Annotated in this window: 23 protein-coding genes; 11 read left to right on the forward strand and 12 right to left on the reverse strand. The window is 73.2% G+C overall.

Annotated elements, in window-relative coordinates:
- The first annotated feature begins 90 nt into the window (after positions 1 to 90).
- Together KBX06_RS02270 and KBX06_RS02275 are read left to right on the forward strand one after the other, a co-directional pair.
- Positions 91 to 495 (forward strand): DUF5319 domain-containing protein, encoded by a 405-nt coding sequence (locus tag KBX06_RS02270; protein WP_210832477.1) that lies wholly within the window; start codon positions 91 to 93, stop codon positions 493 to 495.
- Between the two features lie 195 nt (positions 496 to 690).
- The gene (locus tag KBX06_RS02275; protein WP_210832478.1) at positions 691 to 1824 is read left to right on the forward strand and encodes a hypothetical protein; all 1134 of its coding nucleotides are present in this window, start codon (positions 691 to 693) and stop codon (positions 1822 to 1824) included.
- Positions 1825 to 1900: 76 nt separating this feature from the next.
- Here the strand turns inward: KBX06_RS02275 and KBX06_RS02280 are convergent, their stop codons facing one another.
- A complete protein-coding gene (locus tag KBX06_RS02280; RefSeq protein ID WP_210832479.1) occupies positions 1901 to 2158 on the reverse strand; it encodes a hypothetical protein in 258 nt (85 codons plus the stop codon).
- Positions 2159 to 2262: 104 nt separating this feature from the next.
- On the reverse strand, positions 2263 to 3087 hold the full coding sequence (locus KBX06_RS02285; RefSeq protein WP_210832480.1) for a response regulator transcription factor: 825 nt from the start codon (positions 3085 to 3087) through the stop codon (positions 2263 to 2265).
- A 254-nt stretch (positions 3088 to 3341) separates the two neighbouring features.
- On the opposite strand from KBX06_RS02285, the gene KBX06_RS02290 reads away from it, so the two are divergent.
- On the forward strand, positions 3342 to 3725 hold the full coding sequence (locus tag KBX06_RS02290; RefSeq protein ID WP_210832481.1) for a WhiB family transcriptional regulator: 384 nt from the start codon (positions 3342 to 3344) through the stop codon (positions 3723 to 3725).
- A 193-nt stretch (positions 3726 to 3918) separates the two neighbouring features.
- On the opposite strand, the gene KBX06_RS02295 is transcribed toward KBX06_RS02290, so the two are convergent.
- From KBX06_RS02295 to groES, 3 genes are all read right to left on the reverse strand, one after another.
- Positions 3919 to 5565 carry a molybdopterin-dependent oxidoreductase gene (locus tag KBX06_RS02295; protein WP_210832482.1) on the reverse strand — a complete coding sequence of 549 codons (1647 nt, stop codon included), beginning with the start codon at positions 5563 to 5565 and terminating at the stop codon, positions 3919 to 3921.
- Positions 5566 to 5676: 111 nt separating this feature from the next.
- Positions 5677 to 7323 (reverse strand): chaperonin GroEL, encoded by a 1647-nt coding sequence (gene groL / locus KBX06_RS02300; protein ID WP_210832483.1) that lies wholly within the window; start codon positions 7321 to 7323, stop codon positions 5677 to 5679.
- 70 nt (positions 7324 to 7393) lie between these two features.
- Positions 7394 to 7708, reverse strand: a complete 315-nt coding sequence (gene groES / locus KBX06_RS02305) for a co-chaperone GroES (RefSeq protein ID WP_018222648.1) — start codon at positions 7706 to 7708, stop codon at positions 7394 to 7396.
- Between the two features lie 249 nt (positions 7709 to 7957).
- Here groES and KBX06_RS02310 point away from each other — a divergent pair, with 249 nt between their 5' ends.
- The 7 genes from KBX06_RS02310 to KBX06_RS02340 all read left to right on the forward strand — a co-directional run bounded on the left by KBX06_RS02310 (position 7958) and on the right by KBX06_RS02340 (position 15125).
- Entirely contained in the window at positions 7958 to 9181 is a 1224-nt protein-coding gene (locus KBX06_RS02310; RefSeq protein ID WP_210832484.1) for a methyltransferase domain-containing protein, read from the forward strand.
- Between the two features lie 85 nt (positions 9182 to 9266).
- On the forward strand, positions 9267 to 9746 hold the full coding sequence (gene ybaK, locus KBX06_RS02315; protein WP_210832485.1) for a Cys-tRNA(Pro) deacylase: 480 nt from the start codon (positions 9267 to 9269) through the stop codon (positions 9744 to 9746).
- A gap of 194 nt (positions 9747 to 9940) precedes the next feature.
- The gene (locus tag KBX06_RS02320; RefSeq protein ID WP_210832486.1) at positions 9941 to 11038 is read left to right on the forward strand and encodes a sugar ABC transporter substrate-binding protein; all 1098 of its coding nucleotides are present in this window, start codon (positions 9941 to 9943) and stop codon (positions 11036 to 11038) included.
- Positions 11039 to 11143: 105 nt separating this feature from the next.
- Positions 11144 to 11968 (forward strand): ATP-binding cassette domain-containing protein, encoded by an 825-nt coding sequence (locus tag KBX06_RS02325; RefSeq protein ID WP_210832487.1) that lies wholly within the window; start codon positions 11144 to 11146, stop codon positions 11966 to 11968.
- The gene (locus KBX06_RS02330; protein WP_210832488.1) at positions 11965 to 13221 is read left to right on the forward strand and encodes a sugar ABC transporter permease; all 1257 of its coding nucleotides are present in this window, start codon (positions 11965 to 11967) and stop codon (positions 13219 to 13221) included. The genes KBX06_RS02325 and KBX06_RS02330 overlap by 4 nt, the downstream gene beginning before the upstream one ends.
- Positions 13222 to 13249: 28 nt before the next feature.
- Complete coding sequence (locus KBX06_RS02335; RefSeq protein WP_210832489.1) at positions 13250 to 14431, forward strand: ROK family protein; 1182 nt, start codon at positions 13250 to 13252, stop codon at positions 14429 to 14431.
- A gap of 16 nt (positions 14432 to 14447) precedes the next feature.
- Positions 14448 to 15125: a DUF4142 domain-containing protein gene (locus tag KBX06_RS02340; RefSeq protein ID WP_210832490.1), complete on the forward strand. Its 678-nt coding sequence runs from the start codon at positions 14448 to 14450 to the stop codon at positions 15123 to 15125.
- 372 nt (positions 15126 to 15497) lie between these two features.
- Here the strand turns inward: KBX06_RS02340 and KBX06_RS02345 are convergent, their stop codons facing one another.
- The 6 genes from KBX06_RS02345 to tsaB all read right to left on the reverse strand — a co-directional run bounded on the left by KBX06_RS02345 (position 15498) and on the right by tsaB (position 21592).
- Positions 15498 to 17279: an ABC transporter ATP-binding protein gene (locus KBX06_RS02345; RefSeq protein ID WP_210832491.1), complete on the reverse strand. Its 1782-nt coding sequence runs from the start codon at positions 17277 to 17279 to the stop codon at positions 15498 to 15500.
- Positions 17279 to 18979 carry an ABC transporter ATP-binding protein gene (locus tag KBX06_RS02350; protein ID WP_210832492.1) on the reverse strand — a complete coding sequence of 567 codons (1701 nt, stop codon included), beginning with the start codon at positions 18977 to 18979 and terminating at the stop codon, positions 17279 to 17281. The genes KBX06_RS02345 and KBX06_RS02350 overlap by 1 nt, the downstream gene beginning before the upstream one ends.
- A gap of 105 nt (positions 18980 to 19084) precedes the next feature.
- Positions 19085 to 19339, reverse strand: coding sequence for a hypothetical protein (locus tag KBX06_RS02355; protein ID WP_210832938.1), 255 nt, complete (start codon positions 19337 to 19339; stop codon positions 19085 to 19087).
- 18 nt (positions 19340 to 19357) lie between these two features.
- Positions 19358 to 20404: a tRNA (adenosine(37)-N6)-threonylcarbamoyltransferase complex transferase subunit TsaD gene (gene tsaD, locus KBX06_RS02360; RefSeq protein ID WP_210832493.1), complete on the reverse strand. Its 1047-nt coding sequence runs from the start codon at positions 20402 to 20404 to the stop codon at positions 19358 to 19360.
- Positions 20401 to 20859 (reverse strand): ribosomal protein S18-alanine N-acetyltransferase, encoded by a 459-nt coding sequence (rimI, locus tag KBX06_RS02365; RefSeq protein ID WP_210832494.1) that lies wholly within the window; start codon positions 20857 to 20859, stop codon positions 20401 to 20403. The genes tsaD and rimI overlap by 4 nt, the downstream gene beginning before the upstream one ends.
- Positions 20860 to 20914: 55 nt before the next feature.
- Complete coding sequence (gene tsaB, locus KBX06_RS02370) at positions 20915 to 21592, reverse strand: tRNA (adenosine(37)-N6)-threonylcarbamoyltransferase complex dimerization subunit type 1 TsaB (protein ID WP_210832495.1); 678 nt, start codon at positions 21590 to 21592, stop codon at positions 20915 to 20917.
- A 221-nt stretch (positions 21593 to 21813) separates the two neighbouring features.
- Between tsaB and KBX06_RS02375 the strand changes: the two genes are divergently transcribed.
- Complete coding sequence (locus tag KBX06_RS02375; protein WP_210832496.1) at positions 21814 to 22581, forward strand: helix-turn-helix domain-containing protein; 768 nt, start codon at positions 21814 to 21816, stop codon at positions 22579 to 22581.
- Here the strand turns inward: KBX06_RS02375 and ung are convergent.
- Positions 22570 to 23271 carry a uracil-DNA glycosylase gene (ung, locus tag KBX06_RS02380; protein WP_210832497.1) on the reverse strand — a complete coding sequence of 234 codons (702 nt, stop codon included), beginning with the start codon at positions 23269 to 23271 and terminating at the stop codon, positions 22570 to 22572. The two genes, KBX06_RS02375 and ung, sit on opposite strands and share 12 nt — an antisense overlap.
- Positions 23272 to 23298 lie beyond the last annotated feature (27 nt).

The raw sequence follows: 23298 nt of genomic DNA on the forward strand, positions 1-23298 counted from the left end.
ATCGGCCCGGGCCGTCCCCGGCCGGTGGCGGCCCAGGTCACCGGTTGCCGGGGGCGGACGCGGCCCCCGCGTTGGGTCTACGGTGAGGGGGTGCACGACGAGCCCATCGACCCCTTCAACGGCGACCCGGCCGATCCGGCCGCCGGCCTGCACGATCCGGGCGACGACGCCCCGCTCGACCCGCTGACCGACGTCGAGCGGCAGGACGTGCTGGAGGATCTCGCCGACCTGGAGATCTACCAGGCGCTGCTGGCGCCGATCGGGGTGCGCGGGCTGGTCATCGAGTGCGAGGACTGTCGCGAGCCGCACTACTTCGACTGGGACCTGCTGCGGGGCAACCTGCGCCACCTGCTCAGCTCGGGCCGCCCCCGGGTGCACGAGCCGGCCTACGATCCCGACCCGGACCACTACGTCACGTGGGACTACGCCCGTGGCTACGCCGACGGGGTGCACGACACGCTGACCGAGGGCACCGACGAGGAGCCCGGACGCTGAGCGGCCAGCAATATCACCTAACGTCATCATGGGATAGCCGTGAGTGAGTCATTTCACGGATTACACATTCCCATTGCTCGATGCTTTGCGGGGTGTTGAGGTGATTGGGCCGAGTTGACCAGCGCCCGCAGGGGGCACTCGGAGGCCTCCCCGTGTGGCCGCCTGCGGACGCGCCGACCCCCGATCGGAGAGTTCGTGCTCCACCCAATCACGCAACGTCCGAAGAGGCAGTTGTTCCTTCCCATCGTGGCGGCAGCCGCCACGATGGCCAGTTCGCTACTCGTTGCCGCCCCCGCCGCAGCAGCGCCGGAACAGGAGCGGGTCGAGCGGGCCGAAGTCACCGTCAGGACGCAGGCCGAGCGGAGGACTTCCCAGGACCTGCGTGCGTTCTGGACCCCCGAACGCATCGAGAGGGCGGCCAGGAACCCCGCCGACACTCCCGTGGTCCGACCGGACGCCGAGCCGAAGGCCGGAGGGAAAGCCCCCCGGGCAGAGGCGGAGACGGCTCCGACGGCCACGGCCGATGCGGTGCCACCGGACAACTGGGCGCCCCGATCCTCGTCCTCGACGATCTCACCCCTCGCGGTGAGCGTCTCTCAGCGCGTTTCCAACACCTACGTCCAACCACAGTCAGCGGTCGGCCGGATCTTCTTCTCCAACCAGGCTGAGACGGAGTTCTCCTCCTGCAGCGGGACCTCCATCAACTCCACCACGAGAAACGCCGTGTGGACGGCGGCCCACTGCCTCCACCAGGGATCGGGCGGTGAGGCGGGATGGTTCGCCAACCACGTCTTCATCCCGGCGTACTCGAACGGGTCCGACCCGTTCGGCTGGTACTTCGGACTCAGCATCATCGCCTCGAACGACTGGATCGACGGCGGCGACCTGAAGGATTCCGACATGGGAGCCATGATCGTCGTTCCGGAGGACGGTCTGGATCTTCAGGGCCGGGTGGGAGGCTGGGGCTACACGTTCGGCGGAGGAACCGCCTTCACCAATGCCCGCTCGTACGGCTATCCGGTGATCGGTTACAACAGGCCCGACTCCGACTTCGCAGATGGCGAATACATGATGTTCTGCGAGGGGAACATCGTCGACGCCGCGAACCTCAATCCCCTTGACGACCGGCTGAGGATGAACTGCGACATGGGCGGTGGGTCGAGCGGCGGGCCCATGGCGACCGGCGTCGGAACGAGCGGCGGCCCCCGGATCGTCGGCGTCAACGGCCATCGCAACGTCAACAGCAACGGGAACTACATCGACAACTACTTGTTCTCTGCCAACCACGGCAGCACGGCGGTCTCCATCATCAACGCCGTCAACAGCTGACCACGACGACACGCGGGGACCTGCCCGATCCCTCCGGCAGGTCCCCGTGGCGCAGTCAGACGCAGGAACCGTCGGCCTAGTCCTTCGTGATCCCCGGCATCGGGTTCGACAGCTCGGCGTCCTCAAGACGTTCCGGCGGCCAGACCTCGCGGATGTCCTGCGGAGAATCATCCACGTTGTGGACGCTGACCCCTCCTCCGGCGCCCGAATAGGCTCCAGAAACGGCAATGCCGACAATCAGCAGTCCTGCGGCGGCGATCGATGCTCCGACGATCTTCTTCGTGCGCGAGGCCCTTCGACGTCCGCTACCATCCGAAAATCTGCGGCCAGTCATTCGCACTCCGCTTCTGCAAGGGGTAGAGCACCTCCTCGGCATTTCTCGACGGCCCATGATACCCCGGTGACCGTCTGAGGAAAGGCATGTCGGCTCGCCGCGACTCAGGCCACCAGGCCGGCGCGGAAGCCGGCCGCCACGGCGTGCGCGCGGTCGCGGGCGCCCAGCTTGCGGAAGAGCCGCCGGGCGTGGGTCTTCACGGTGTCCTCCGAGACGAACAGTTCGCGGCCGATCTCGGCGTTGCTCTTGCCCTCCGCCATGCCCAGCAGCACCTGGAGCTCACGTTCGGTCAGCCCGACCTGGGACCGGCCGCCGCGCTGACCGGGCCCGCCCCGCCGTCCGGCGGGCGTCGCCTCGGCCGGCTCGTCGGCGCCCTCGGCGGGGTCGTCGCCGCGCTGCGCCGGCACCACCGTCGGGGCACCGCCGGGGCCGTCGGGGGACGTCGCCGACCAGGCGGGGCCGGTCTCGGCGGCCGGCCGACCGGCCGGGCCGGTCCGGACGGGACCGCCGACCGCGGCGGTGTCCCGGGCCGGGTCGGTGACCGCGCGCCGGGCCGCCCGCCCGGGTGCGGAGAGCAGCAGCAGGGCCTTGGCCACCGCGCTGGTCAGGTCGTGGTCGACGCCCTGGATGAGGCCCCGGGCGCCGGCGCTGATGGTGGCCATGGCCGCCTCCGACTCCTCCGTGCCGAGCAGCAGCACGGAGGCCTGCGGCGCGCGTGCGAGCACCCGTCGGACGAAGCCCGCGCTGTCCGGCCGGGTGAGGGCGGTGTCCGCGAGCACCACGTCGGCCGGGCGCTCGGCCAGCCGCAACATCACCTCGGGATCGGAGACGGCCGTCCGCACCACGGCGGACAAACCGAGCCGTGCCGCTGCGGACGCGAGATGCTGCGCCGCGAGCGGTGTCCGGACGCACACGAGAACCGTACGCACAGTGGGTCTCCTCTCCGCCCAAGAGCAGACCATGACCGGGTCGGGTCGGGAGGGGGTTCCGGCAATCCTCCGAACTTTTCCGACAAGTGGGGCATATGCCACCGGTTGCCGGAAGTTTTCGATCACAGGTGTGTGAGCCGGCGACCGCCCGGGTACTCCAGGCTCCAGGCCGGAAACGGCGCGCCTGCGCGGACCGTCGCCCGGACGCCGATTCACCAGGATCTGCGCGGTGCCGCGCGGGAGGAGGGGTGCTGATGTCGAACGTACGCAGACTGCCCGGACCCATCGTCGACCTCTGGGACTGGCAGCGGCTCGGTGCCTGCCGGGGCCGGGACAGCGCGCAGTTCTTCCACCCGGACGGCGAGCGCGGCTCGTCGCGGCTGCGCCGGGAGTCCGGCGCCAAGTCCGTCTGCCGCGCCTGCCCCGTCCGGGCCGAGTGCGCGGCCCACGCCCTCGCCGTCCGGGAGCCGTACGGCGTGTGGGGCGGCTTCAGCGAGTCGGAGCGGCTGCGGCTGCTCGCCGTCGGCTGGGAGGACCTGGCCGACCGCCGCCAGAGCCGCGTCGACGTCGCCCGGCTGGAGGCCCGCCTGGGTCAGCCGCACCGGTCGACCGTCCCCGCCCAGCGCAAGATCGCCTGAGCCGGCAGCCTTCGAAGACCACACCGACGCCGCGTCCCCGCCCCGGGGACGCGGCGTCGCGGCGTTCCCGGCCGATCAGCGCCGGCACGCCAGCGGGGTGCCGGTGGCGAGCAGCAGGCCGATCGCCGTGCGGACCCCGCCCCCCCGCCGGCCCGGGAGGACGTGGACCCCGCCCCGCCGGCCCGGGAGAAACTCAGCGCACCGTGACGGAGACGGTGTGCCAGCCGGTGGCGCCGTCCGGGGCGACCGCCTGCCGCCGCCCGGTCTGCGTCTCGCCGGTGGCGTCGGTCGCCCGGACGGAGAGGGTGTGCTCCCCCGGGGTGGCGTCCCACCGCCACGACCACTGGACCCAGGTGTCCACCGACACCGCCGCGGCCAGCTCCGCCTCGCGCCACGGCCCGTCGTCGACGCGTACCTCGACGCGGCGGATGCCGCGGTGCTGCGCCCAGGCCACCCCGGCCACCGTGACGGCGCCGGCGGTGAGCCGGTTGCGGGGGCGGGGCCGGTCGATCCGGGACTGGGTCTTCACCGGCCCCTGCGCCGACCAGCCGCGCGGCACCCAGTACGCGTCGAAGTCCGCGAAGCTGGTCAGCTCCAGCTCGGTCACCCACTTGCAGGCCGACACGTACCCGTACAGGCCGGGCACCACCATCCGCACGGGGAAACCGTGCTCCACCGGCAGCGGCTCGCCGTTCATCCCCACCGCCAGCAGCGCGTCGCGCCCGTCCCGGAGCACTGCGGTCGGCGTACCGCAGGTCCACCCGTCCACCGAGCGGCCGACGACCTGGTCCGCGCCCTCCTCCGGCTCCGCCTCGTCGAGCAGCTCCCGGATCGGCACGCCCAGCCAGCGCGCGTTGCCGATCAGGTCGCCGCCCACCTCGTTGGAGACGCAGGCGAGGGTGACGTACCGCTCGACCAGCGGGCGGGCCAGCAGGTCGGCGAAGCTCAACTCGATCTCGTTGCGCACCCGGCCGTGGATGCGCAGCCGCCAGCTCTCCGGATCCACCTGCGGCAGCACCAGCGCGGTGTCGATCCGGTAGAAGCCGAGGTTCGGCGTCACGTACGGCGCGAGCTGGGTCAGTGACAGCTCCGCCCCCGCCGGCACCGCCGCAGCCGGCGCCGCCGGGGCGGGCAGCACGACGGCATCCCGGGCCGCCGACACCCCCCGCCGGCCCGCGAGCCAGCGACCGCCGAGCCCGGCCACCCCGGCCGCGCCGACCAGCACCCCGGCCCCGGTGAGGAACCGCCGCCGCGACGCCGGGTCGCTGGGCTCCAACGGCTGCGGAGGCGCTGTGGCGGCCGGCGGTGTGGGCTTCTCGGCGGGCGGCGGCGCGGGCCCGTCGGCGGGCGGCGGCGTAGCCCTCTCGGCGGGCGGCGGCGCGGGCGGGGACCAGGGCCAGGGGTCGAGTTCGAGCGGGCCGGCGACGAAGGCCCAGAGCACCGCCGCCCCGAGCCCGGCGCCGGCCAGCGAGGGCAGCGCGTCGGTGGGCCCGGCGCCGGCCCGGGTCACGGCGGCGGCCACGCCGAGGGCGGCGAAGGCGGCGACGCCGGCGAGGCCGATCGCCAGCCGGCGCCGCGACAGCACGCCGAGCAGCGCGGCGAAGGCGGCGAGCAGCAGGCCCGTCCCGACCAGCAGAGCGATCTTGTCGTACGTGCCGAAGAGGGCGATGCCGAGCTGCTTGAGCGGCTCGGGCACCGTGTCGACCACGAGCCCCCCGACGGCGACCAGCGGCGCCGAACGGGGGCCGGTCAGCACCGCAACGAGTTCGGCGGAGCCGATCGCCACCGCGGCGGCGGTGACCCCGGCCAGGGCGGCGTAGCCGCGCGTCGTGCTGCTCATCCGGCCAGTGTTTCCGACGCGACGGCCGGCCGGTAGTCGCGCCGGCGGCCGAAAGGCGTCGGGGCGCACCGTCACGCGGACGGTGCGCCCCGACGAGGCGTACGGCGAGGGTCAGAAACCCGGGCCGTGCTGGTGGCCGTGACCGTGGCCGTGGCCGTGCCCACCGGCGGCGGCCGGCTCGGCCTTCTCCGGCTTCTCCACCACGAGGCTCTCCGTGGTGAGCAGCAGGCCGGCGATCGACGCGGCGTTGGTGACCGCGTTGCGGGTCACCTTCACCGGGTCGACGATGCCGGACTTCGCCAGGTCGACGTACTCGCCGGTGGCGGCGTCGAGGCCGTGGCCCCACTCCTTGTCGGCGACCTTCTGCACCACGACGTAGCCGTCGTGGCCGGCGTTCTGGGCGATCCAGCGCAGCGGCTCGACCAGCGCCTTGCGCACGATCGACACGCCGACCTTCTCGTCACCGGTGAAGCCGAGGTCGTCGTCGAGCGCCGGCAGGATCTGCACCAGGGCGGCGCCGCCGCCGGGGACGGTGCCCTCCTCGACCGCGGCCTTGGTGGCGGCGATCGCGTCCTCGATGCGGTGCTTGCGCTCCTTCATCTCGACCTCGGTCGCGGCACCGACCTTGATGACCGCGATGCCGCCGGAGAGCTTCGCCAGCCGCTCGGCGAGCTTCTCCCGGTCCCAGTCGGAGTCCGAGGCCTCGATCTCCTTGCGGATCTGCGCGACCCGGTCGGCGACCTCGCCGGACTTGCCGCCGCCGTCGACGACCGTGGTGTTCTCCTTGTCGACCACCACGCGCCGGGCGGTGCCGAGCACCTCCAGGCCCACCTGGTCGAGCTTGTAGCCCAGCTCGGGCGCGACCAGCTCGGCGCCGGTGAGGATCGCCATGTCCTGGAGCATCGCCTTGCGCCGGTCACCGAAGCCGGGGGCCTTGACCGCGCAGACCTTGAGGGTCTTGCGGATCGAGTTGACCACCAGCGTCGACAGCGCCTGGCCGTCGACGTCCTCGGCGATGATCAGCAGCGGCTTGCTGTTCTGGAGGACCTTCTCCAGCAGCGGCAGCAGCTCCTCGATCGCCGAGATCTTCTGGGTCGTGATCAGGATGTACGGGTCCTCCAGGACCGACTCCTGCGACTCCATGTCGGTGACGAAGTTCGGCGAGATGAAGCCCTTGTCGAACTGGAGACCCTCGGTCACGTCCAGCTCGGTGTGCAGGGCGGAGCCCTCCTCGACGGTGATGACACCGTCGCGGCCGACCTTCTCCATCGCCTCGGCGATCAGCTCGCCGATCGTGGCGTCCTGCGCGGAGATCGTCGCGACGTGCGCGATCGACTTCTTGTCGGCGACGTCGACCGCGCGGCCGAGCAGCGCCTCGGAGACCTTGGCGGCCGCCGCGTCGATGCCCCGCTTGAGGCCGGCCGGGTTGGCGCCGGCCGTGACGTTGCGCAGGCCCTCGCGGACCATCGCCTGGGCCAGCACGGTGGCGGTGGTGGTCCCGTCGCCGGCGACGTCGTTGGTCTTGGTCGCCACCTCCTTGACCAGCTGCGCACCGAGGTTCTCGTAGGGGTTGGTGAGCTCGATCTCCTTGGCGATGGTCACGCCGTCGTTGGTGATCGTGGGCACACCGAACTTCTTGTCCAGGACGACGTTGCGCCCGCGCGGGCCGAGGGTGACCTTGACCGCGTCAGCGAGGGCGTTGACACCGTGCTCGAGCAGGTGCCGGGCGTCGTCCGAGAAGCTCAGGATCTTCGCCATGAATGTCCCTTCGAAGCGACGACGCCCCGGCCCGGCGAGCCGGACCGGGGCGACGACACTGATCGGTTGCTTACTTCTCGATGACCGCGAGGACGTCGCGGGCGGAGAGCACCAGGTACTCCTCGCCGGCGTACTTGACCTCGGTGCCGCCGTACTTCGAGTAAAGGACGGTGTCGCCGACCTTGACGTCGATCGGCACGCGGTTGCCCTTGTCGTCGATCCGGCCCGGGCCGACAGCGAGGACGGTGCCCTCCTGCGGCTTCTCCTTGGCGGTGTCGGGGATCACGATGCCCGACGCCGTGGTGGTCTCAGCCTCGTTCGCCTGGACCACGATCCGGTCCTCGAGCGGCTTGATCGCAACCTTGGTCGCGGTAGTCACGGGCATACCCTCCTGGGGTACTGGTTTCGTTACCGACCGGCAAGCCGGCCAGCGTCAATCTGCCACATGCCACCGGGCGGGGCCGTCGTCGCGGGTGCCGGTCCGCCTGGCGTTCAGCGCCCGGGCCACGGGGCCCGGAAACTGGCACCCTCGGGGTGAGAGTGCTAATCGCAGGTTATTCCTCGGCTAGCACTCCGTCAAGGAGAGTGCCAACCCGCCGGCCGGCGCGTCGGGTCCGCCGACCACAATGACCGGGTGGATCTCGACCAGCTCGCCGCCCTGCGTACGCCCGAGGGGTCGGCCGCGCTCGACGCCGCCGCGCGGGTGGCCGGCGGCGACCCGCTGACCGCGGTGGCCGCGCTCCGCTCGGCCGGGCTGCCCGCCGGGCTGGCGTCGGCCGCGCTCACCCAGGCCGAACTACGGCGCCGGGCGGTCGGCAAGTTCGGGCCGGCGGCGGCGGGGATGTTCCTCACCCGGGCCGGGCTGGAACAGGCCACGCGGGGGGTCGTCGCGGCGCGGCGGGCCGACCGGCTGCGGGCCGCCGGGGTGCGCACGCTGGCCGACCTCGGCTGCGGCCTCGGCGCGGACGCGCTCGCCGCGGCCCGCGCCGGCATCCGGGTGTACGGCGTGGAGGCCGACCCGGTGACCGCCGCGATGGCCGCCGCGAACGCCGAGGCCGCCGGGCTGGCCGAGCTGTTCACCGTGGAGTGCGGCGACGCCACGGCATTCGACGTGGGCCGGGTCGACGGGGTGTTCTGCGACCCGGCGCGGCGCAGGGCCGGCACCGGACGGCGGATCTTCGACCCGAACGCCTACTCCCCGCCCTGGGACTTCGTGGTCGGGCTGGCCGAGCGGGTGCCGCACACCGTCGTGAAGGTGGCGCCCGGCATCGACCACGCGCTGGTCCCGGCGGGCGCGGAGGCGGAGTGGGTGAGCGTCGACGGCGACCTGGTCGAGGCGGCCCTGTGGTGCGGCCGGCTCGCCGAGGTCCCCCACCGCGCCACCCTGCTACGGGGTAAGGAAGGGCCCCCTGTTAACGCCTCCGGTATAGGAAGGGTCCCCTGCAATCAGCTCACCGGCTCCGGCGACGTCGAGGCCGCCGTCGGCCCGACGCGCCGCTTCCTGTACGACCCGGACCCGGCGGTGGTCCGCGCGCACCTGGTCGCGGAGCTGGCGGAGACGCTGGGCGCGACGCTGGCCGACCCGAGCATCGCCTACCTCTACGCGGACGCGCCGACGCCGACGCCGTTCGCCCGCTGCCTGGAGGTCACCGACGTGCTGCCGTTCTCGCTCAAACGGCTGCGGGCGCTGCTGCGGGAACGTCGGGTCGGGCGGGTGGAGATCCTCAAGCGCGGCTCCGCGCTGGAGCCGGAGAAGCTCCGGCGGGACCTGCGACTGGCCGGAAACGAGCCGGCCAGCCTGGTGCTGACCCGGGTCGCCGGGGCGCCGACGGTGCTCGTCTGCCGCCCCGTGGGGTAGCGCACGGCCGGAGGGCGGGCGCGGTGTTCGACCGCCCGGCCGTTTCGGGTCGCGGGTCGGGCGGCCCCGGGTTAGCTTGACCGTCATGGCGGGACAGGGCACTCCGGCGACCGCGCTGCTGACGAAGCGGAAGGTCCCGCACAGCACCCATCCGTACGACGTCTGCCCTGACGCGCCCCACTACGGCGCGCTGGTCGCGGCGGCGCTGGGGGTGCCGCCGGAGCGGGTGTTCAAGTCGCTGGTCGCCGAGGTCGACGGCGCGCTGACGGTGGCGGTCGTGCCGGTCACCGGCGAGCTGGACCTCAAGGCGCTCGCGGCGGCGGTGGGCGGCAAGCGGGCCACCCTGGCCGACCGGGCGGTGGCCGAGCGGGCCACCGGCTACGTACGCGGCGGAATCAGCCCCCTCGGCCAGCGTCGGCGGCTGCCCACGGTGCTCGACTCGTCGGCGCTCGACCAGCCGGCCGTCTATGTCTCGGCGGGCCGGCGCGGCCTTCAGCTCCAGCTCGCCCCGCAGGACCTGGTGGCGCTCACCGGGGCGACCACGGCCCCGCTGGCCGCCCGCTGAGCTGCGCCGCCCCCGTCCGCATGGAGAGAGCGCTCCCGCCATGGGCGACGGCCAGGTGTCGGGCACGTTGCTGAATTGTTACTGCCGACAACAAATTCGCCACCTCGGTGGTCTTGTGCCCACGGCGCAGCGCGGAATACGTTGCCGGACACAACAAACCAACACCATCCCCCACCCCCGAAAGGACCCTGCAGATGCGCAAGGGCTTCCTCACCTTCGCCGCCGTGGGCCTGCTGGCCACCGGCGGCCTGGCCGCCTGCGGCGACGACTCCGGCTCCGAGGCCGGCGGCTCCACCGAGAAGAAGCCGAAGATCGGCGTGATCCTTCCGGACAGCAAGTCCTCCGCCCGCTGGGAGGGCGCGGACCGCAAGTTCCTCACGGAGGCGTTCGAGGCCGCCGGCGTCGACTACGACATCCAGAACGCCCAGGGCGACAAGACGGCGTTCCAGACCATCGCCGACCAGATGATCACCAGCGGCGTCACCGCCCTGATGATCGTCAACCTGGACTCCGGCACCGGCAAGGCCGTGCTCGACAAGGCGAAGTCCCAGGGTGTGGCGACCATCGACTACGACCGGCTCACGCTGGGCGGCTCGGCCACCTACTACGTCAGCTTCGACAACGAGGCCGTCGGCAAGCTCCAGGGCGAGGGCCTGAGCAAGTGCCTCACCGACAAGGGCGTCAAGAACCCCGTCGTCGCGTACCTGAACGGCTCGCCGACCGACAACAACGCCACCCTGTTCAAGAACGGGTACGACTCGGTGCTCAAGCCGAAGTTCGACTCGAAGGAGTACACCAAGGGCCCGGACCAGAACGTGCCGGACTGGGACAACACCCAGGCGGCCACGATCTTCGAGCAGATGCTCACCCAGCAGCGGGGCAAGATCGACGGCGTGCTCGCCGCCAACGACGGCCTCGGCAACGCGGCCATCTCCGTGCTGAAGAAGAACAAGCTCAACGGCAAGGTCCCGGTGACCGGCCAGGACGCCACCCCGCAGGGCCTGCAGAACATCCTCGCCGGCGACCAGTGCATGACCGTCTACAAGGCCATCAAGGAGGAGGCGAAGGCCGCCTCGGACCTGGCCATCGCGGTGGCCAAGGGCGAGAAGAAGGAGACCGGTCAGACGGTCAAGGACCCGGAGGGCGGCCGGGACGTCCCGGCGGTGCTGCTGACCCCGAAGCTGATCTTCAAGGAGAACGTCAAGGACGTCATCGCCGACGGCTTCGTCACCAAGGACGAGGTCTGCACCGGGGCGTACGCCAAGCTCTGCGCCGACGCCGGCATCAGCTGACCCGTACCCGATTCCATGCGCACGCCGCCCGGCACGGACCCTGTGCCGGGCGGCGGTTCGCGCCGGGCGGGATCCGAGACCTCCCCTCCACCTGAAGGAGCCCCCGTGTCCGCAACCCCCCTGCTGGAGCTACGCGGGATCGACAAGAGCTTCGGTCCCGTCCAGGTTCTGCGCGACGTCGCCTTCTCCGCCCACCCGGGCGAGGTGACCGCGCTGGTCGGCGACAACGGCGCCGGCAAGTCGACCCTCGTCAAGTGCATCAGCGGCATCCACCCCACCGACGCCGGTGAGTTCCGCTTCGACGGCCGGCCGGTGACCATCAACAGCCCCCGCGACGCCGCCGCGCTCGGCATCGAGATCGTCTACCAGGACCTCGCGCTCTGCGACAACCTCGACATCGTGCAGAACATGTTCCTCGGCCGGGAGAAGCGCAGCGGCCTCGTGCTCGACGAGCCGACCATGGAGCAGATGGCCGCCGACACGCTCGCCGGGCTGAGCGTACGGACCGTGAAGTCGCTGCGGCAGCACGTCTCCAGCCTCTCCGGCGGCCAGCGCCAGACCGTGGCCATCGCCAAGGCCGTGCTCTGGAACAGCAGGCTCGTCATCCTCGACGAGCCGACCGCCGCGCTCGGCGTCGCGCAGACCGCCCAGGTGCTGGAGCTGGTCCGCCGGCTCGCCGACAACGGCCTGGCCGTGGTGCTCATCTCGCACAACATGAACGACGTCTTCGCCGTCTCCGACCGGATCGCCGCGCTCTACCTCGGCCAGATGGTCGCCCAGGTGAAGACCACCGACATCACCCACTCGCAGGTGGTCGAGCTGATCACCGCCGGCCGCTCCGGCGGGCTCGGGATCGCCGCCGAGCCGGCCAACGGCGGCAACGGGCACGGCGCGGAGCCGGCCGACCGCAACCCAGGAGGCGCCCGATGACCACCGTCGTGCACAAGGACGGCCCGGCGGCCGTCACACCGCCGCCCACCCTCGGCAGCCACGTCCGCAACTACGTCAGCCGGGTCCGGGGCGGCGAGATCGGCGCGCTGCCCGCCGTCCTCGGCCTGGTCGTGCTCTGCACGGTCTTCTCGATCATGCGGCCGTCGTTCCTCTCGGCCGGCAACTTCGCCAACCTGTTCACCCAGGGCGCCGCGGTCACGCTGATCGCGATGGGGCTGGTCTTCGTCCTGCTGCTCGGTGAGATCGACCTCTCCGCCGGCTTCGCCAGCGGAGTCTGCGCCGCCATCCTCGCCAACGTCGTCACCGTGCTCGGCTACCCGTGGTACGTGGCCGTGCTCGCCGCGATCGTCACCGGCGTGGCGATCGGCACCACCCTCGGCTTCCTGGTCGCGAAGATCGGCATCCCGTCCTTCGTGGTGACCCTCGCCGGGTTCCTCGCCTTCCAGGGCACTGTGCTGATGCTGATGGAGGAGGGCACCAACATCTCGGTCCGCGACAGCGTGCTGGTAGCCATCGCCAACCGCAACCTTCCGCCCGTGCTCGGCTGGCTGCTGGCCGCCGTGGCGGTCGCCGGATACGCGGCCGTGCAACTGCTCCGGCACCGTAAGCGGGCCGCCCGGGGGCTGACGATCGACCCGATCGCGGTGGTGTCCGCCCGGATCGGCGGGCTGGCGCTCGTCCTTGGCGCGGCGGTCTTCATCCTCAACCTGGAGCGCAGCCGCAACGTCGTGATCAGCTCGCTCAAGGGCGTGCCGATCGTGGTGCCCATCATCGCGCTGCTGCTGGTTCTCTGGACCTTCGTGCTCCAGCGCACCACCTACGGCCGGCACGTCTACGCGGTCGGCGGCAACAAGGAGGCGGCCCGCCGGGCGGGCATCAACGTGGACCGCATCCGCATCTCGGTCTTCGTGATCTGCTCCTCGATGGCCGCCGTCGGCGGCATCGTCGCCGCCAGCCGGGCCAACTCGGTGGACCCCAACACGGGTGGCAGTAACGTACTGCTCTACGCGGTCGGCGCGGCGGTCATCGGAGGCACCAGCCTCTTCGGCGGCAAGGGCCGGGTGCTCGACGCCGTCCTCGGTGGCGCGGTCGTCGCGGTCATCGACAACGGGATGGGCCTGATGGAATACAGCTCGGGGGTGAAGTACGTAGTCACCGGCGTGGTGCTGCTGCTCGCCGCAAGCGTGGACGCGTTCTCCCGCCGGCGCTCCACCGCCACCGGCGCCCGCTGACCGCGCGGCACCGGAAGTGACGAGGGCGATGCGCGCAGGCCCCAGCCAGGACGAGATCCGCCGGCAGAACCTGGGCGCGTTGCTGCGGTACGTGCACGTGCACGGGGCCACCACCCGTGCCGAGCTCACCACCGCGCTGGGGCTCAACCGCAGCACCATCGGCGCGCTGACCGCCGACCTGGCCGGCGCCGGGCTGGTCAGCGAGGGGACGCCGAAGGAGACCGGCCGGGCCGGGCGACCGTCGCTGGTCGTCCGGCCCGAGTCGGACCGGGTGCACGCGTACGCGTACAGCATCGAGGTGGACCGGCTGCGGGCCGCCCGGATCGGTCTCGGCGGCGCGGTGCTCGACCGCCGGGAGCTGGACCGGCCCCGCGGTCTCACCGCCGCGGAGGCCGCCCCGCTGCTGGCCGGGGCGGTCAAGGAGATGCAGCAGAACGCGGCGGCGGACGCCGTCTGCGTCGGCGCTGGCGTCGCCGTCTGCGGCATGGTCCGGCGCGACGACGGGCTGGTGCGGCTGGGCCCGACCACCGGCTGGGTGGACGAGCCGATCGGCGCGGCGCTCGGCGCCGAGCTGGGCTGCGACGTGCCGGTCACGGTGGGCAACGTGGCCGACGTGGCCGCCTTCGCCGAGCACGCCCGGGGCGCGGCGGCCGGCTGCGACAACGTCATCTACCTGTACGGGGACGTGGGCGTCGGCGCCGGCATCATCGCCGGCGGGCGCCGGCTGACCGGGCACGGCGGCTACGGCGGCGAGGTCGGCCACATGGTGGTCGTCCGGGACGGCACACCCTGCGAGTGCGGCTCCCGGGGCTGCTGGGAGACCGAGATCGGGGAGTACGCGCTGCTGCGCGCGGCCGGCCGCTCCGACGCGCGGGGCCGCGACGCGCTGCTGGCCGTCTTCGACGCCGCCGACCGGGGCGACCTGCGGGCGCAGACGGCGGTACGCCAGGCCGGCGACTGGCTCGGCTTCGGGGTGGCCAACCTGGTGAACATATTCAACCCGGAGATGGTCATCTTCGGCGGCGGCATGCGGGACCTCTACCTCGCGTCGGCGGCCCAGGTGCGCAGCCGGCTCAACTCGGTGGCCCTGCCGGCCTGCCTGGAGCACGTCCGGCTGCGTACCCCGAAACTCGGCGACGACGCGGCGCTGATCGGCGCCGCCGAGCTGGCCTTCGAACGCCTGCTCGCCGACCCCCTCGACGCCGGCTGAGCGGGCCCGCCCTCGCTTGGGCGCCGTCCCGTGCTCGGCCGCCCGGCCGACGCCGTCCCGCGCTCGGGCCCGGGAGCGCGGCCAGCAGCTCAACGCGACCGACGCCGCCCTGCTCGACGGGGTGCGGCTGGCCGGGCTCTGGGAGATGCCGGCCGGGCAGATGGCCGCCGAGAAGGGACAGAGCCCGAAGGTACGCGAGATCGGCGCCAGCATCGCCACCGAGCACGAGGAACTGGACCGGCTGACGGTCGACGCGGCGAACAAGCTCGGGGCGAGCATCCCGAGCGACCCGACGGCCGAGCAGAAGGGCTGGCTGACGGAGATGCAGAACGCCTCCGGCGCCCGCTTCGACCAGATCTTCGTCACCCGGCTCCGGGTCGCCCACGGCAAGATCTTCCCGGTCATCGGGGCGGTCCGCGCCAGCACCCGCGACCCGGTGATCCGCCAACTCGCCGACGACGCCAACCGGTTCGTCCTGCACCACATGCAGATGCTGGAGAGCACCGGGCTGGTGCGCTGGCCGGAGCTGCCGCCGGCGGCCCTGCCCGCCCCCGGCGACGACGGCCTGCTCGCTGCCGCCGCCGCCAACTCCGGCCCGCCGATCGGGGTCAGCAGCACGGTGGTCTGGCTCGTCTTCCTCGCCGCCCTCGGCACGGGAGGCATCGCCACGTACCGCATCCCGCGCCGCACCTGACCGACCGCTCATGGTTCGGCCGAGCCCGGTTCGGTTGCTCGGGGCCCTCCCGACGCCATGACTCTCAGTAACCACTACAGAAACACTCCCGCCACCAGCGGTCACACCCCTCGGCCCCTTTGCTCTGCATCCATCCACGCACCAGCCACCCTGCGTAGCTGGTGCGTGGATGGATGCAGAGCAAAGGACGCGCGAGGCGGCGTGGTGAGCCCAGCGACCGCGAGAGAAGACCGCTGGTCAGCGGGCTATGTGCTGAAATCGGCAGCGCTCGCGCTCGACAGCCTGGGCAACAATGACTACCGTGCGTGTCGGTTGCGTTCATCCGCCTGTCTCGTCACGCTGAGTGTCGAGGGCAGCCTCGACCCCGGCGCGTCAGGAGCCGGTGCCGTGCCAGGAGCGCCAGAGGGCCGCGTAGGAGCCGTCGGCCGCCACCAGCTCGTCGTGCGAGCCGATCTCGGCGATCCGGCCGTCCTCCACCACCGCCACCCGGTCCGCGTCGTGCGCCGAGAAGAGGCGGTGTGCGATGGCCACGACCGTACGGCCCTTGAGGACAGCTGCGAGGGACCGCTCGAGGTGCCGGGCGGCGCGGGGGTCGATCAGCGAGGTGGCCTCGTCCAGCACCAGGGTGTGCGGGTCGGCCAGCACCAGCCGCGCCAGCGCCAGTTGCTGCGCCTGCGCGGGCGACAGCGGGTGCCCGCCGGCGCCGACCACCGTGCCCAGCCCGTCCGGCAACCCGTCGGCCCAGTCCAGCGCGTCGACGGCGGCCAGCGCCGCCCGGACGGCCGCCTCGTCGGCGCCCGGTCGCACCATCGCCACGTTCTCCCGCAGCGTGCCGATGAAGACGTGGTGCTCCTGGGTGACCAGGGCGACGTGCGTCCGCAGCTCGGCCAGGGGCAGCTCGTCGAGCCGCCGACCGGCCACCGTGACCGAGCCGGTGCGGGGCGCGTGCACGCCGGCGAGCAGTCGGCCGAGGGTGGACTTCCCGGCGCCCGAGGGCCCCACCATGGCCAGCTTCTCCCCCGGCTCCGGCAGGAGGGTCACCCCGTGCAGCACGTCCCGGCCCTCCCGGTACGCGTACCGGACGTCCCGGGCGGCGAGCCGCCGGTCTCCCACTGGCGGAGGATCGGCGGGACCCGGAGAACCCGCCACGGGCCGGGTCGGGGCGCCGGCCGGCGGGTCGGCGTCGGCAACTCCGAGCAGGCGGGCCATCGAGGCGCCGCCGACCTGCAACTCGTCCAGCCAGGAGAGCATCCGGTCGACCGGGTCGATCAACTGCTGCACGTAGAGCGTGGCGGCGGTGACCTCGCCGAGGCTCACCCAGCCCTGCAGGTAGAACCAGCCGCCCAGGAGCAGCGTCGCCACCACCGGCAGCACGTAGCCGATCTCGGCGATCGGGAAGAACACCGTGCGCAGCCGCAGGGTGTAGCGCTCGGCCGCGTACGACCGGCGGATGTCGGCGTCGGTGCGGGCCCGGCGGCGCGCATGCTGCCGTAGCGCCTCCGTGGTCCGCGAACCCTCGACGGTCTCGCTGATGCCGTCGGTGATGTCGGAGTAGGCGGCGTTCTCCCGCAGGTAGCCGGCCGGGGCGCGGCGCAGGTACCAGCGGGTGCCGGCCCACAGCAGCGGCACCGCGAGCAGGCAGGGCAGCGCGAACAGCGGGTCGACCAGGAGCAGCGCGCCGACGATGAAGCAGCCGGTGACGAGCGCGATCAGCGTCTCCGGCACGGCGAACCGGACCGTCCGCGACAGCGCGGAGACGTCCCGGGACGTCCGGGTGAGCAGGTCACCCGTGCCGGCACGCTCCACGGTGGCCAGCGGCAGCGCCAGGATCCGGTCGACGAACTCCTCGCGCAGCTCGGCCAGCACCCGCTCGCCGAGCCGGGCCGACGCCAGGTGGGCGAAGCGGACCAGCACCGCCTGCACCAGCACGAACCCGGCGATCAGCAGGGCGATGCGGTCGACGGTGACGCCGGACGTGCCGCGCGAGATCCCCTCGACCAGGTCGCCGAGCAGCCACGGCGCGACGAGCCCGGCCGCGGCGGCCAGCGCGTGCAGGCCGAGCGCGACCCCGAGCGCCCTCGGATGCCGGCGGACGAGCGTACGGGCGTAGCGGCGCACCTGGCGCGCGTCGGCGACGGGCAGCTCGGTGGCCATCAGTCCTCCCCCCGGCTGACCGTCGCCCGGTAGCGCGGCTCGCCGTCGAGCAGTGCGGTGTGCGGCCCCTCGGCCACCACCTTGCCGTCCTCTACGAAGATCACGTGGTCGGCGCGGTGCAGCACGAGTGGGCTGGTGGTGCAGACCAGGGTGGTCCGGCCCGCCCGGGCGGCGCCGAGCCGGTCGGCGATCCGCGCCTCGGTGTGCGCGTCCACGGCGCTCGTCGGCTCGACCAGCAGCAGGGTCTCCGGGTCGGCGACCAGCGCCCGGGCCAGCCGCAGCCGCTGCTGCTGGCCGCCGGAGAACTCCCGGCCGCGCTCGGCGACCACGCTGCCCAGCCCCGCCGGGAGCGCCTCGACGATGTCGGTCGCGCTCGCCGCCGCCAGCGCCGCCGCGATCGTCGCGTCGTCGGCCCGGTCGTGCGGGTCCAGCTCCGCGCGCAGCGGGCCGGTGAACAGGTGCGCGTCGTTGGCGGCCACCAGGATCCGCTCCCGCACCGTCGCCAGCGCCACCTCCCGCAGCGGTACGCCGTGCAGCGTCGCGTCGGAGTCGACGTACCGGCCGAGGCGGTCCACGACCGCCGCCGCGTCCTCGGGGGCGGTGGCGGCGAGCGCGGTGAACCGGCCCGGCCGCACCGTCACGCCGGACGCCACGTCGGACAACTCGCCGGGACCCGCCGGCAGGGCGGCCGGGCGCGCCGGGTCGAGCAGTTCCGGGGTGAGCCGCAGCAGCCGCACCACCCGCCGGGCGGCGACGTGCCCCCGGGTCAGCTTGTCCACCGCCTCGGTGAGCTGCCGCAGCGGGCTGACCAGGAACGCCGTGTAGCCGTAGAACGCCACCAGCTCGCCGGCGCTGATCTCGCCGCGCAGCGCGAACCGGGCGCCGAGCCAGGTGACCAGCACCAGGAACGCCCCCGGGAGCAGCACCTGGGCCGCCTCCAGCAGCGACTCGATGCGGGCCACCCGCAGGCCGTCGGCGCGCAACGCCTGCGACCGCGCCCGGTAATGGTTGGAGAGCACCGGCTCGCCGCCGACGCCGCGCAGCACCCGCAGCCCGGAGACGACGTCGCCGGCCCGGGCGGTCAGCGCCCCCTCCGAGTCCCGGTACGCCTGCTGCTGCCGGTGCAGCGGCCGGATGAGCAGCCCGACGACCCCCATCAGCAGCGGCACGCCGAGCACCACGACCAGCCCGAGCGGCACCGAGGCGCCGAGCAGGATCACCCCGACGGTCACGATCGCCACGACCGCGCCGGCGCCCCTGGCGGTGATGTCGATGGCCGAACCGATCTGGCTGATGTCGGCCGTACCGATGCTCACCACCTCCCCGGCGTCGACCCGGCGGGGCAGCGCGGCGCCGAGCCGGTTCGCCGCGCCCACGGTCAACTGCACCGTCCGGTACGCCCCGGCGAGGAAGTTGTGTACCGCGCAGCGGTGCCGCAGGATCCCCGCGACCGCCTGGAGCACGCCCAGCCCGAACAGCACCAGTCCCCAGGTGAGCAGGGCGTCCTCGTCGCGGCGGGTGAGCCCGTCGACGGCCCGGCCGACGGCCGCCGGCACCAGCGCCTGGGCGACCATCCAGACGACGCCCAGCAGGATGCCGACGCTGAGCAGCGCCTTGTGCCGCCCGGCCAGCCACACGAGGTAGCGGGTCGCCGAGCGGATGTCGGGTACGCCGGGGTCCCCGGCCGGTGTGAAGCGCATGGCCCACCGACGCTAGGTGGCGGACCGGTCACCCCGCCAACCAATTACCGCGTCGGCGTGCCGCGGCTCACGCCGAAACCCCACCGTCGCCCGGCCGGCCCGGCCTCAGCGGTCGACCTGGGTGAAGTCCCACGAGTGCGCGGGGCGGGCCAGCAACGTCGGTGGCGGCTCCGGCAGCGGGCGCGGGTTGCTGCGCCACTTGGAGATGACGACCACCCGGTGGTCGGTGGAGGAGAACACCTCGCTCGCCAGGTGCATCGGGTCGTGCTCGAACTCCGGCAGAGCGGTGTCGCAGACCCAGGTGATCAGGTCCGTGACGCCGTACGGCTCCGCCCGCGCCTCCCACATCCGCACGATCACGTCAGCCATCCTCGGGGTTCACACGCTGACTGTCGTCAGCGGCATGGCGGAGTCGGCGGGCAGGTCCAGCCGGCTCGGCGCGACACCCGCGGCGACCAGGTGCGAGCCGAGGGCGGCGACCATCGCGCCGTTGTCGGTGCAGAGCCCGGGCCGGGGCACCCGCACCCGGATGCCGTGCGCGGCGGCGCGGTCGCAGGCCATCGCCCGCAGCCGCGAGTTGGCCGCCACGCCCCCGCCGATCACGAGCGTCTCGACGCCGTTGGCCCGGCAGGCGTCCAGCGCCTTGCGTACCAGCACGTCGCAGACCGCCTCCTGGAAGGACGCGGCCACGTCCGCGACCGGCACGGACTCGCCGGCCCGCTGCCGCGCCTCCACCCACCGGGCCACCGCCGTCTTCAGCCCGGAGAAGGAGAAGTCGTAGCGGTGGGCGGCGAGGTCCTTGGCGGCGGTCAGGCCACGCGGGAAACCGATGGCGGCCGGGTCACCCGCCCGGGCCTCCCGGTCGATGTACGGGCCGCCGGGGAACGGCAGCCCGAGCAGCCGGGCCACCTTGTCGAACGCCTCGCCGGCCGCGTCGTCGATGGTGGCGCCGAGCGGGGTGACGCCCCGGGCCAGGTCGTCGACGAGCAGCAGCGAGGAATGCCCCCCGGAGACCAGCAGGGCGATGGCCGGCTCGGGCAGCGGGCCGTGTTCCAGGGTGTCCACGGCGACGTGTGCGGCCAGGTGGTTGACCCCGTAGACCGGCTTCTCGGCGGCGATCGCGTAGCCCTTCGCCGCGGCCACCCCGACCAGCAGCGCGCCGGCCAGCCCCGGCCCGGAGGTGACCGCGATCGCGTCGATGTCGGCGAGGGTCACGCCCGCCTCCCGCAACGCCCGGTCCATGGTCGGCACGATGGCCTCCAGGTGGGCCCGGCTGGCCACCTCGGGCACCACGCCGCCGAAGCGGGCGTGCTGCTCCACGCTGGAGGCGAGCGCGTCGGCCAGCAGCGTGTGCCCGCGTACGATGCCGACCCCGGTCTCGTCGCAGGAGGTCTCGATGCCGAGGATCAGGGGTTCGTCGCTCATCGCTCACATCCTGCGCTGCGCCGCATGACCAGCGCGTCGGTGTTGCTCGGTTGGTAGTAGCCGCGCCGCACGCCGATCGGCTCGAAGTCGTACGTCGCATAGAGCCGCTGGGCGGGGGCGTTGTCCGCCGCCACCTCCAACAGGACGCTGCGGGCGCCGAGCCGGTCGGCCTCGGCGAGCAGCGCCTCCAGCAGGAGCCGGCCGACGCCACGCCGCTGGGCGTCCCGGCGCACCGCGACGTACTGCACCCACGCCTCGTCGGGCGGGGCCGCGGCGAGCCCGGCGTAGCCGAGCACGGTGCCGTCGTCGCCGGTGACGACCAGGTAGAAGTGCCCGTTGGCCAACTCGTTCCAGAACATCGCCGCCGACCACTGCTCGGCGCCGAACAGGTCCGCCTCGATCGGCAGCACCTCGTCGACGTGCCACCACCGGAACCGCTCCAGCCGGACCGTCACGGCGCCACCTCGGCTCGCGACTGCGGGGCTCGCAACCCCGGCTCACTCCTCGCGCTCACGGCAGGACCGGCTTTCGGGCGGTCGCCGCCACGGCGTCCGGGCGGCGCAGGTAGAGCGGGGTGAGCGCCTCCGAGGGGGCGCCGGCGCGGATGCGCTCGGCGGCCAGGGTCGCCAGCACGCCCGCGTCCGGGTAACGCGGCTCGTCGCGCACGGGCAGGCCGAGCGCGTCCGCGTACCGGTGCGCGCCGTCGCCGACCGCAGCGGTCACCGCCAGGCTGCGGGCGCGCTCGGCGGCGACCGCCGGCACGGACACCTCCGGCCCGACGATCCGCTGTCCCGCGCCGTCGTAGACCGCCCAGTAGATCTCCCGTCGGCGCGCGTCGCTCGCCGCCAGCACCGGCTCGCCGGCGGCCGCCGGGTGGCCGATGGCGTCCAGCGAGCACACGCCGTACGTCGGGACGCCCAGCACCTGGCCGATGGTGGCGGCGGTGACCAGTCCCACCCGCAGCCCGGTGAACGGGCCGGGGCCGAGCCCGGCGACGATCGCGCCCAGGTCGGCGGGGCGGGCACCGGCCTCGGCGAGCACGGCGTCGACCTGCGGCGCGAGCAGTTCGCCGTGGGCCCGGGCGTCGACCGTGCAGCGGTACGCGCGGATCGCGACGCCGTCCGCCGCGACCTCCACCAGCGCCGCCGTCACCGCGGGCGTCGAGCTGTCCACCACCAGTACGAGCACGGTGAGCCAGCCTAGTCGCCCCCTTCGTCACCCCCGGTCACGCCCTTCCCCTCCCCCGGCGCGTCGGGGTGCCGCCGGAAGTCACCACGCTCGTGCGGAAGGCTCTACCGACGGTCGTCTTCGAGGGCCTCGACGACGATCCCAACGAGTGCGATACCTCCTTGTCATAAATATGCCTGAGAGGTATCGCCCGCACGAGGACAATGGTTCATCATGTCGGGATGTCGACCAGCCGCCTCGTCTCCCTGTTGGGCCGCGCCGTCCGGCGTCAGCGCGAGTTGAACCAGCTCAGTCAACGACAACTGGCCGAGCTGGCGGGCGTCAGCCAGGCCTCGGTCGCGCGCATCGAACGCGGCGACCGCACGCCGAGCGTGCCGGTGCTGGAGCGGCTGCTCGCCGCGATGGACGTCCAACTGACCGTCGCGGTGGAACCGCTCGACGCGCATCTGGACGCCCGGATCGCCGATCTGGCCGCCCGGCCGCTCGCCGACCGGGTCGACGCCCTCGGGCTGGACCGGTTCCTGGACAAACTCGACGACCTGCCGTACGTGCTCACGGGCGGCACGGCCGCGCTGCTCCAGGGCGCGCCCCTACCGGTCGACGCCTTGGAGATCGCGCTCCGCTGGCGTGACTCGACCCGGTTCACCGCCTGGTTGGACGCGGCATACGGGCAGCGGTGGAACGAGCGCTGGGGCGAGTTCGGCGGGCTGCGGCTCGAGCCCGAGGAGCCCGGCGAGCACCGGTGGCAGACCCGGTACGGCGAGCTCCGGGCGACGATGTGCGACGAGCTACCGGAGGCCGTCGAGGTACGCCACGGCGGGCGCGGCTACCCGGTGGTGCCGCTCGTCGAGCTGGAGTTGGCCGATCCGGACGCGGCCGAGCTGCTGCGCCGCTACCGCGGGGGCGGCGGTGCGCACCCGCCGAGCGGTCAGCACCCGCCGACGAGGGGCGGGAGCCGACCGGGTGCCGGCCCGTCGTCAGCCGGCTGAACGTTCCCAGTCGACCGTGGGCAGGCCGGCGTCGGCGAGCGCCTTGTTGGCCGCGCTGAACGGGCGGCTGCCCAGGAAGCCGCGCGGGTTCATCGGGCTGGGGTGCCCGGCCTCCAGCACCACGTGCTGCGGATTGGTGACCAGGGCGGCCTTCTTGCGGGCGTAGCCGCCCCAGAGCAGGAAGACCACCCGGGAGTCCATCGCGTCGAGCGCCCGGATGGTGGCGTCGGTGAACTCCTCCCAGCCGCGGTTGGCGTGCGAACCGGGCGTCGCCTCGCGGACGGTGAGGACGGAGTTGAGCAGCAGCACGCCCTGCGCCGCCCAGCCGCTGAGGTCGCCGCCGCGCGGCTTCGGCACGCCGAGGTCCTCGCCCAGTTCCTTGAAGACGTTGCGCAGCGACGGCGGCACGCTCACGCCCTCGCGCACGCTGAAGCTGAGCCCGTGCGCCTGCCCCGCCTTGTGGTAGGGATCCTGCCCGAGGATCAGCACCCGGCAGTCGGCCGGCGCGCAGAGCCGGTAGGCCGAGAAGAGGTCCTCGACCGGCGGGAAGACGGTGCGGGTCGCGTACTCACCCGCGACGAACTCGGCCAGCGCGGCGGTGCGTGCCGGGTCGAGGTGCGGGGTGAGCACGGCACGCCAGCCCTCCGGCAGCAGCGCCAGCAGGTCCAGCGTGGGGGCGTCGTCGGGCATCGGCAACCTTTCGCCTGTCGGGTCCGT

The sequence above is a fragment of the Micromonospora sp. C31 genome, assembly GCF_018070575.1.
Classification (GTDB): domain Bacteria; phylum Actinomycetota; class Actinomycetes; order Mycobacteriales; family Micromonosporaceae; genus Micromonospora.

What these genes read in the sequence shown, in the direction of transcription:
- tsaD (WP_210832493.1), bottom strand. Translation starts at nt 20,404, where the DNA reads ATGAGCGACGAACCCCTGATCCTCGGCATCGAGACCTCCTGCGACGAG.
- KBX06_RS02290 (WP_210832481.1), top strand. Translation starts at nt 3,342, where the DNA reads ATGTCGAACGTACGCAGACTGCCCGGACCCATCGTCGACCTCTGGGAC.
- KBX06_RS02320 (WP_210832486.1), top strand. Translation starts at nt 9,941, where the DNA reads ATGCGCAAGGGCTTCCTCACCTTCGCCGCCGTGGGCCTGCTGGCCACC.
- KBX06_RS02330 (WP_210832488.1), top strand. Translation starts at nt 11,965, where the DNA reads ATGACCACCGTCGTGCACAAGGACGGCCCGGCGGCCGTCACACCGCCG.
- KBX06_RS02350 (WP_210832492.1), bottom strand. Translation starts at nt 18,979, where the DNA reads ATGCGCTTCACACCGGCCGGGGACCCCGGCGTACCCGACATCCGCTCG.
- KBX06_RS02375 (WP_210832496.1), top strand. Translation starts at nt 21,814, where the DNA reads ATGTCGACCAGCCGCCTCGTCTCCCTGTTGGGCCGCGCCGTCCGGCGT.
- KBX06_RS02280 (WP_210832479.1), bottom strand. Translation starts at nt 2,158, where the DNA reads ATGACTGGCCGCAGATTTTCGGATGGTAGCGGACGTCGAAGGGCCTCG.
- groL (WP_210832483.1), bottom strand. Translation starts at nt 7,323, where the DNA reads ATGGCGAAGATCCTGAGCTTCTCGGACGACGCCCGGCACCTGCTCGAG.
- KBX06_RS02345 (WP_210832491.1), bottom strand. Translation starts at nt 17,279, where the DNA reads ATGGCCACCGAGCTGCCCGTCGCCGACGCGCGCCAGGTGCGCCGCTAC.
- ung (WP_210832497.1), bottom strand. Translation starts at nt 23,271, where the DNA reads ATGCCCGACGACGCCCCCACGCTGGACCTGCTGGCGCTGCTGCCGGAG.
- groES (WP_018222648.1), bottom strand. Translation starts at nt 7,708, where the DNA reads ATGCCCGTGACTACCGCGACCAAGGTTGCGATCAAGCCGCTCGAGGAC.
- ybaK (WP_210832485.1), top strand. Translation starts at nt 9,267, where the DNA reads ATGGCGGGACAGGGCACTCCGGCGACCGCGCTGCTGACGAAGCGGAAG.
- KBX06_RS02335 (WP_210832489.1), top strand. Translation starts at nt 13,250, where the DNA reads ATGCGCGCAGGCCCCAGCCAGGACGAGATCCGCCGGCAGAACCTGGGC.
- KBX06_RS02295 (WP_210832482.1), bottom strand. Translation starts at nt 5,565, where the DNA reads ATGAGCAGCACGACGCGCGGCTACGCCGCCCTGGCCGGGGTCACCGCC.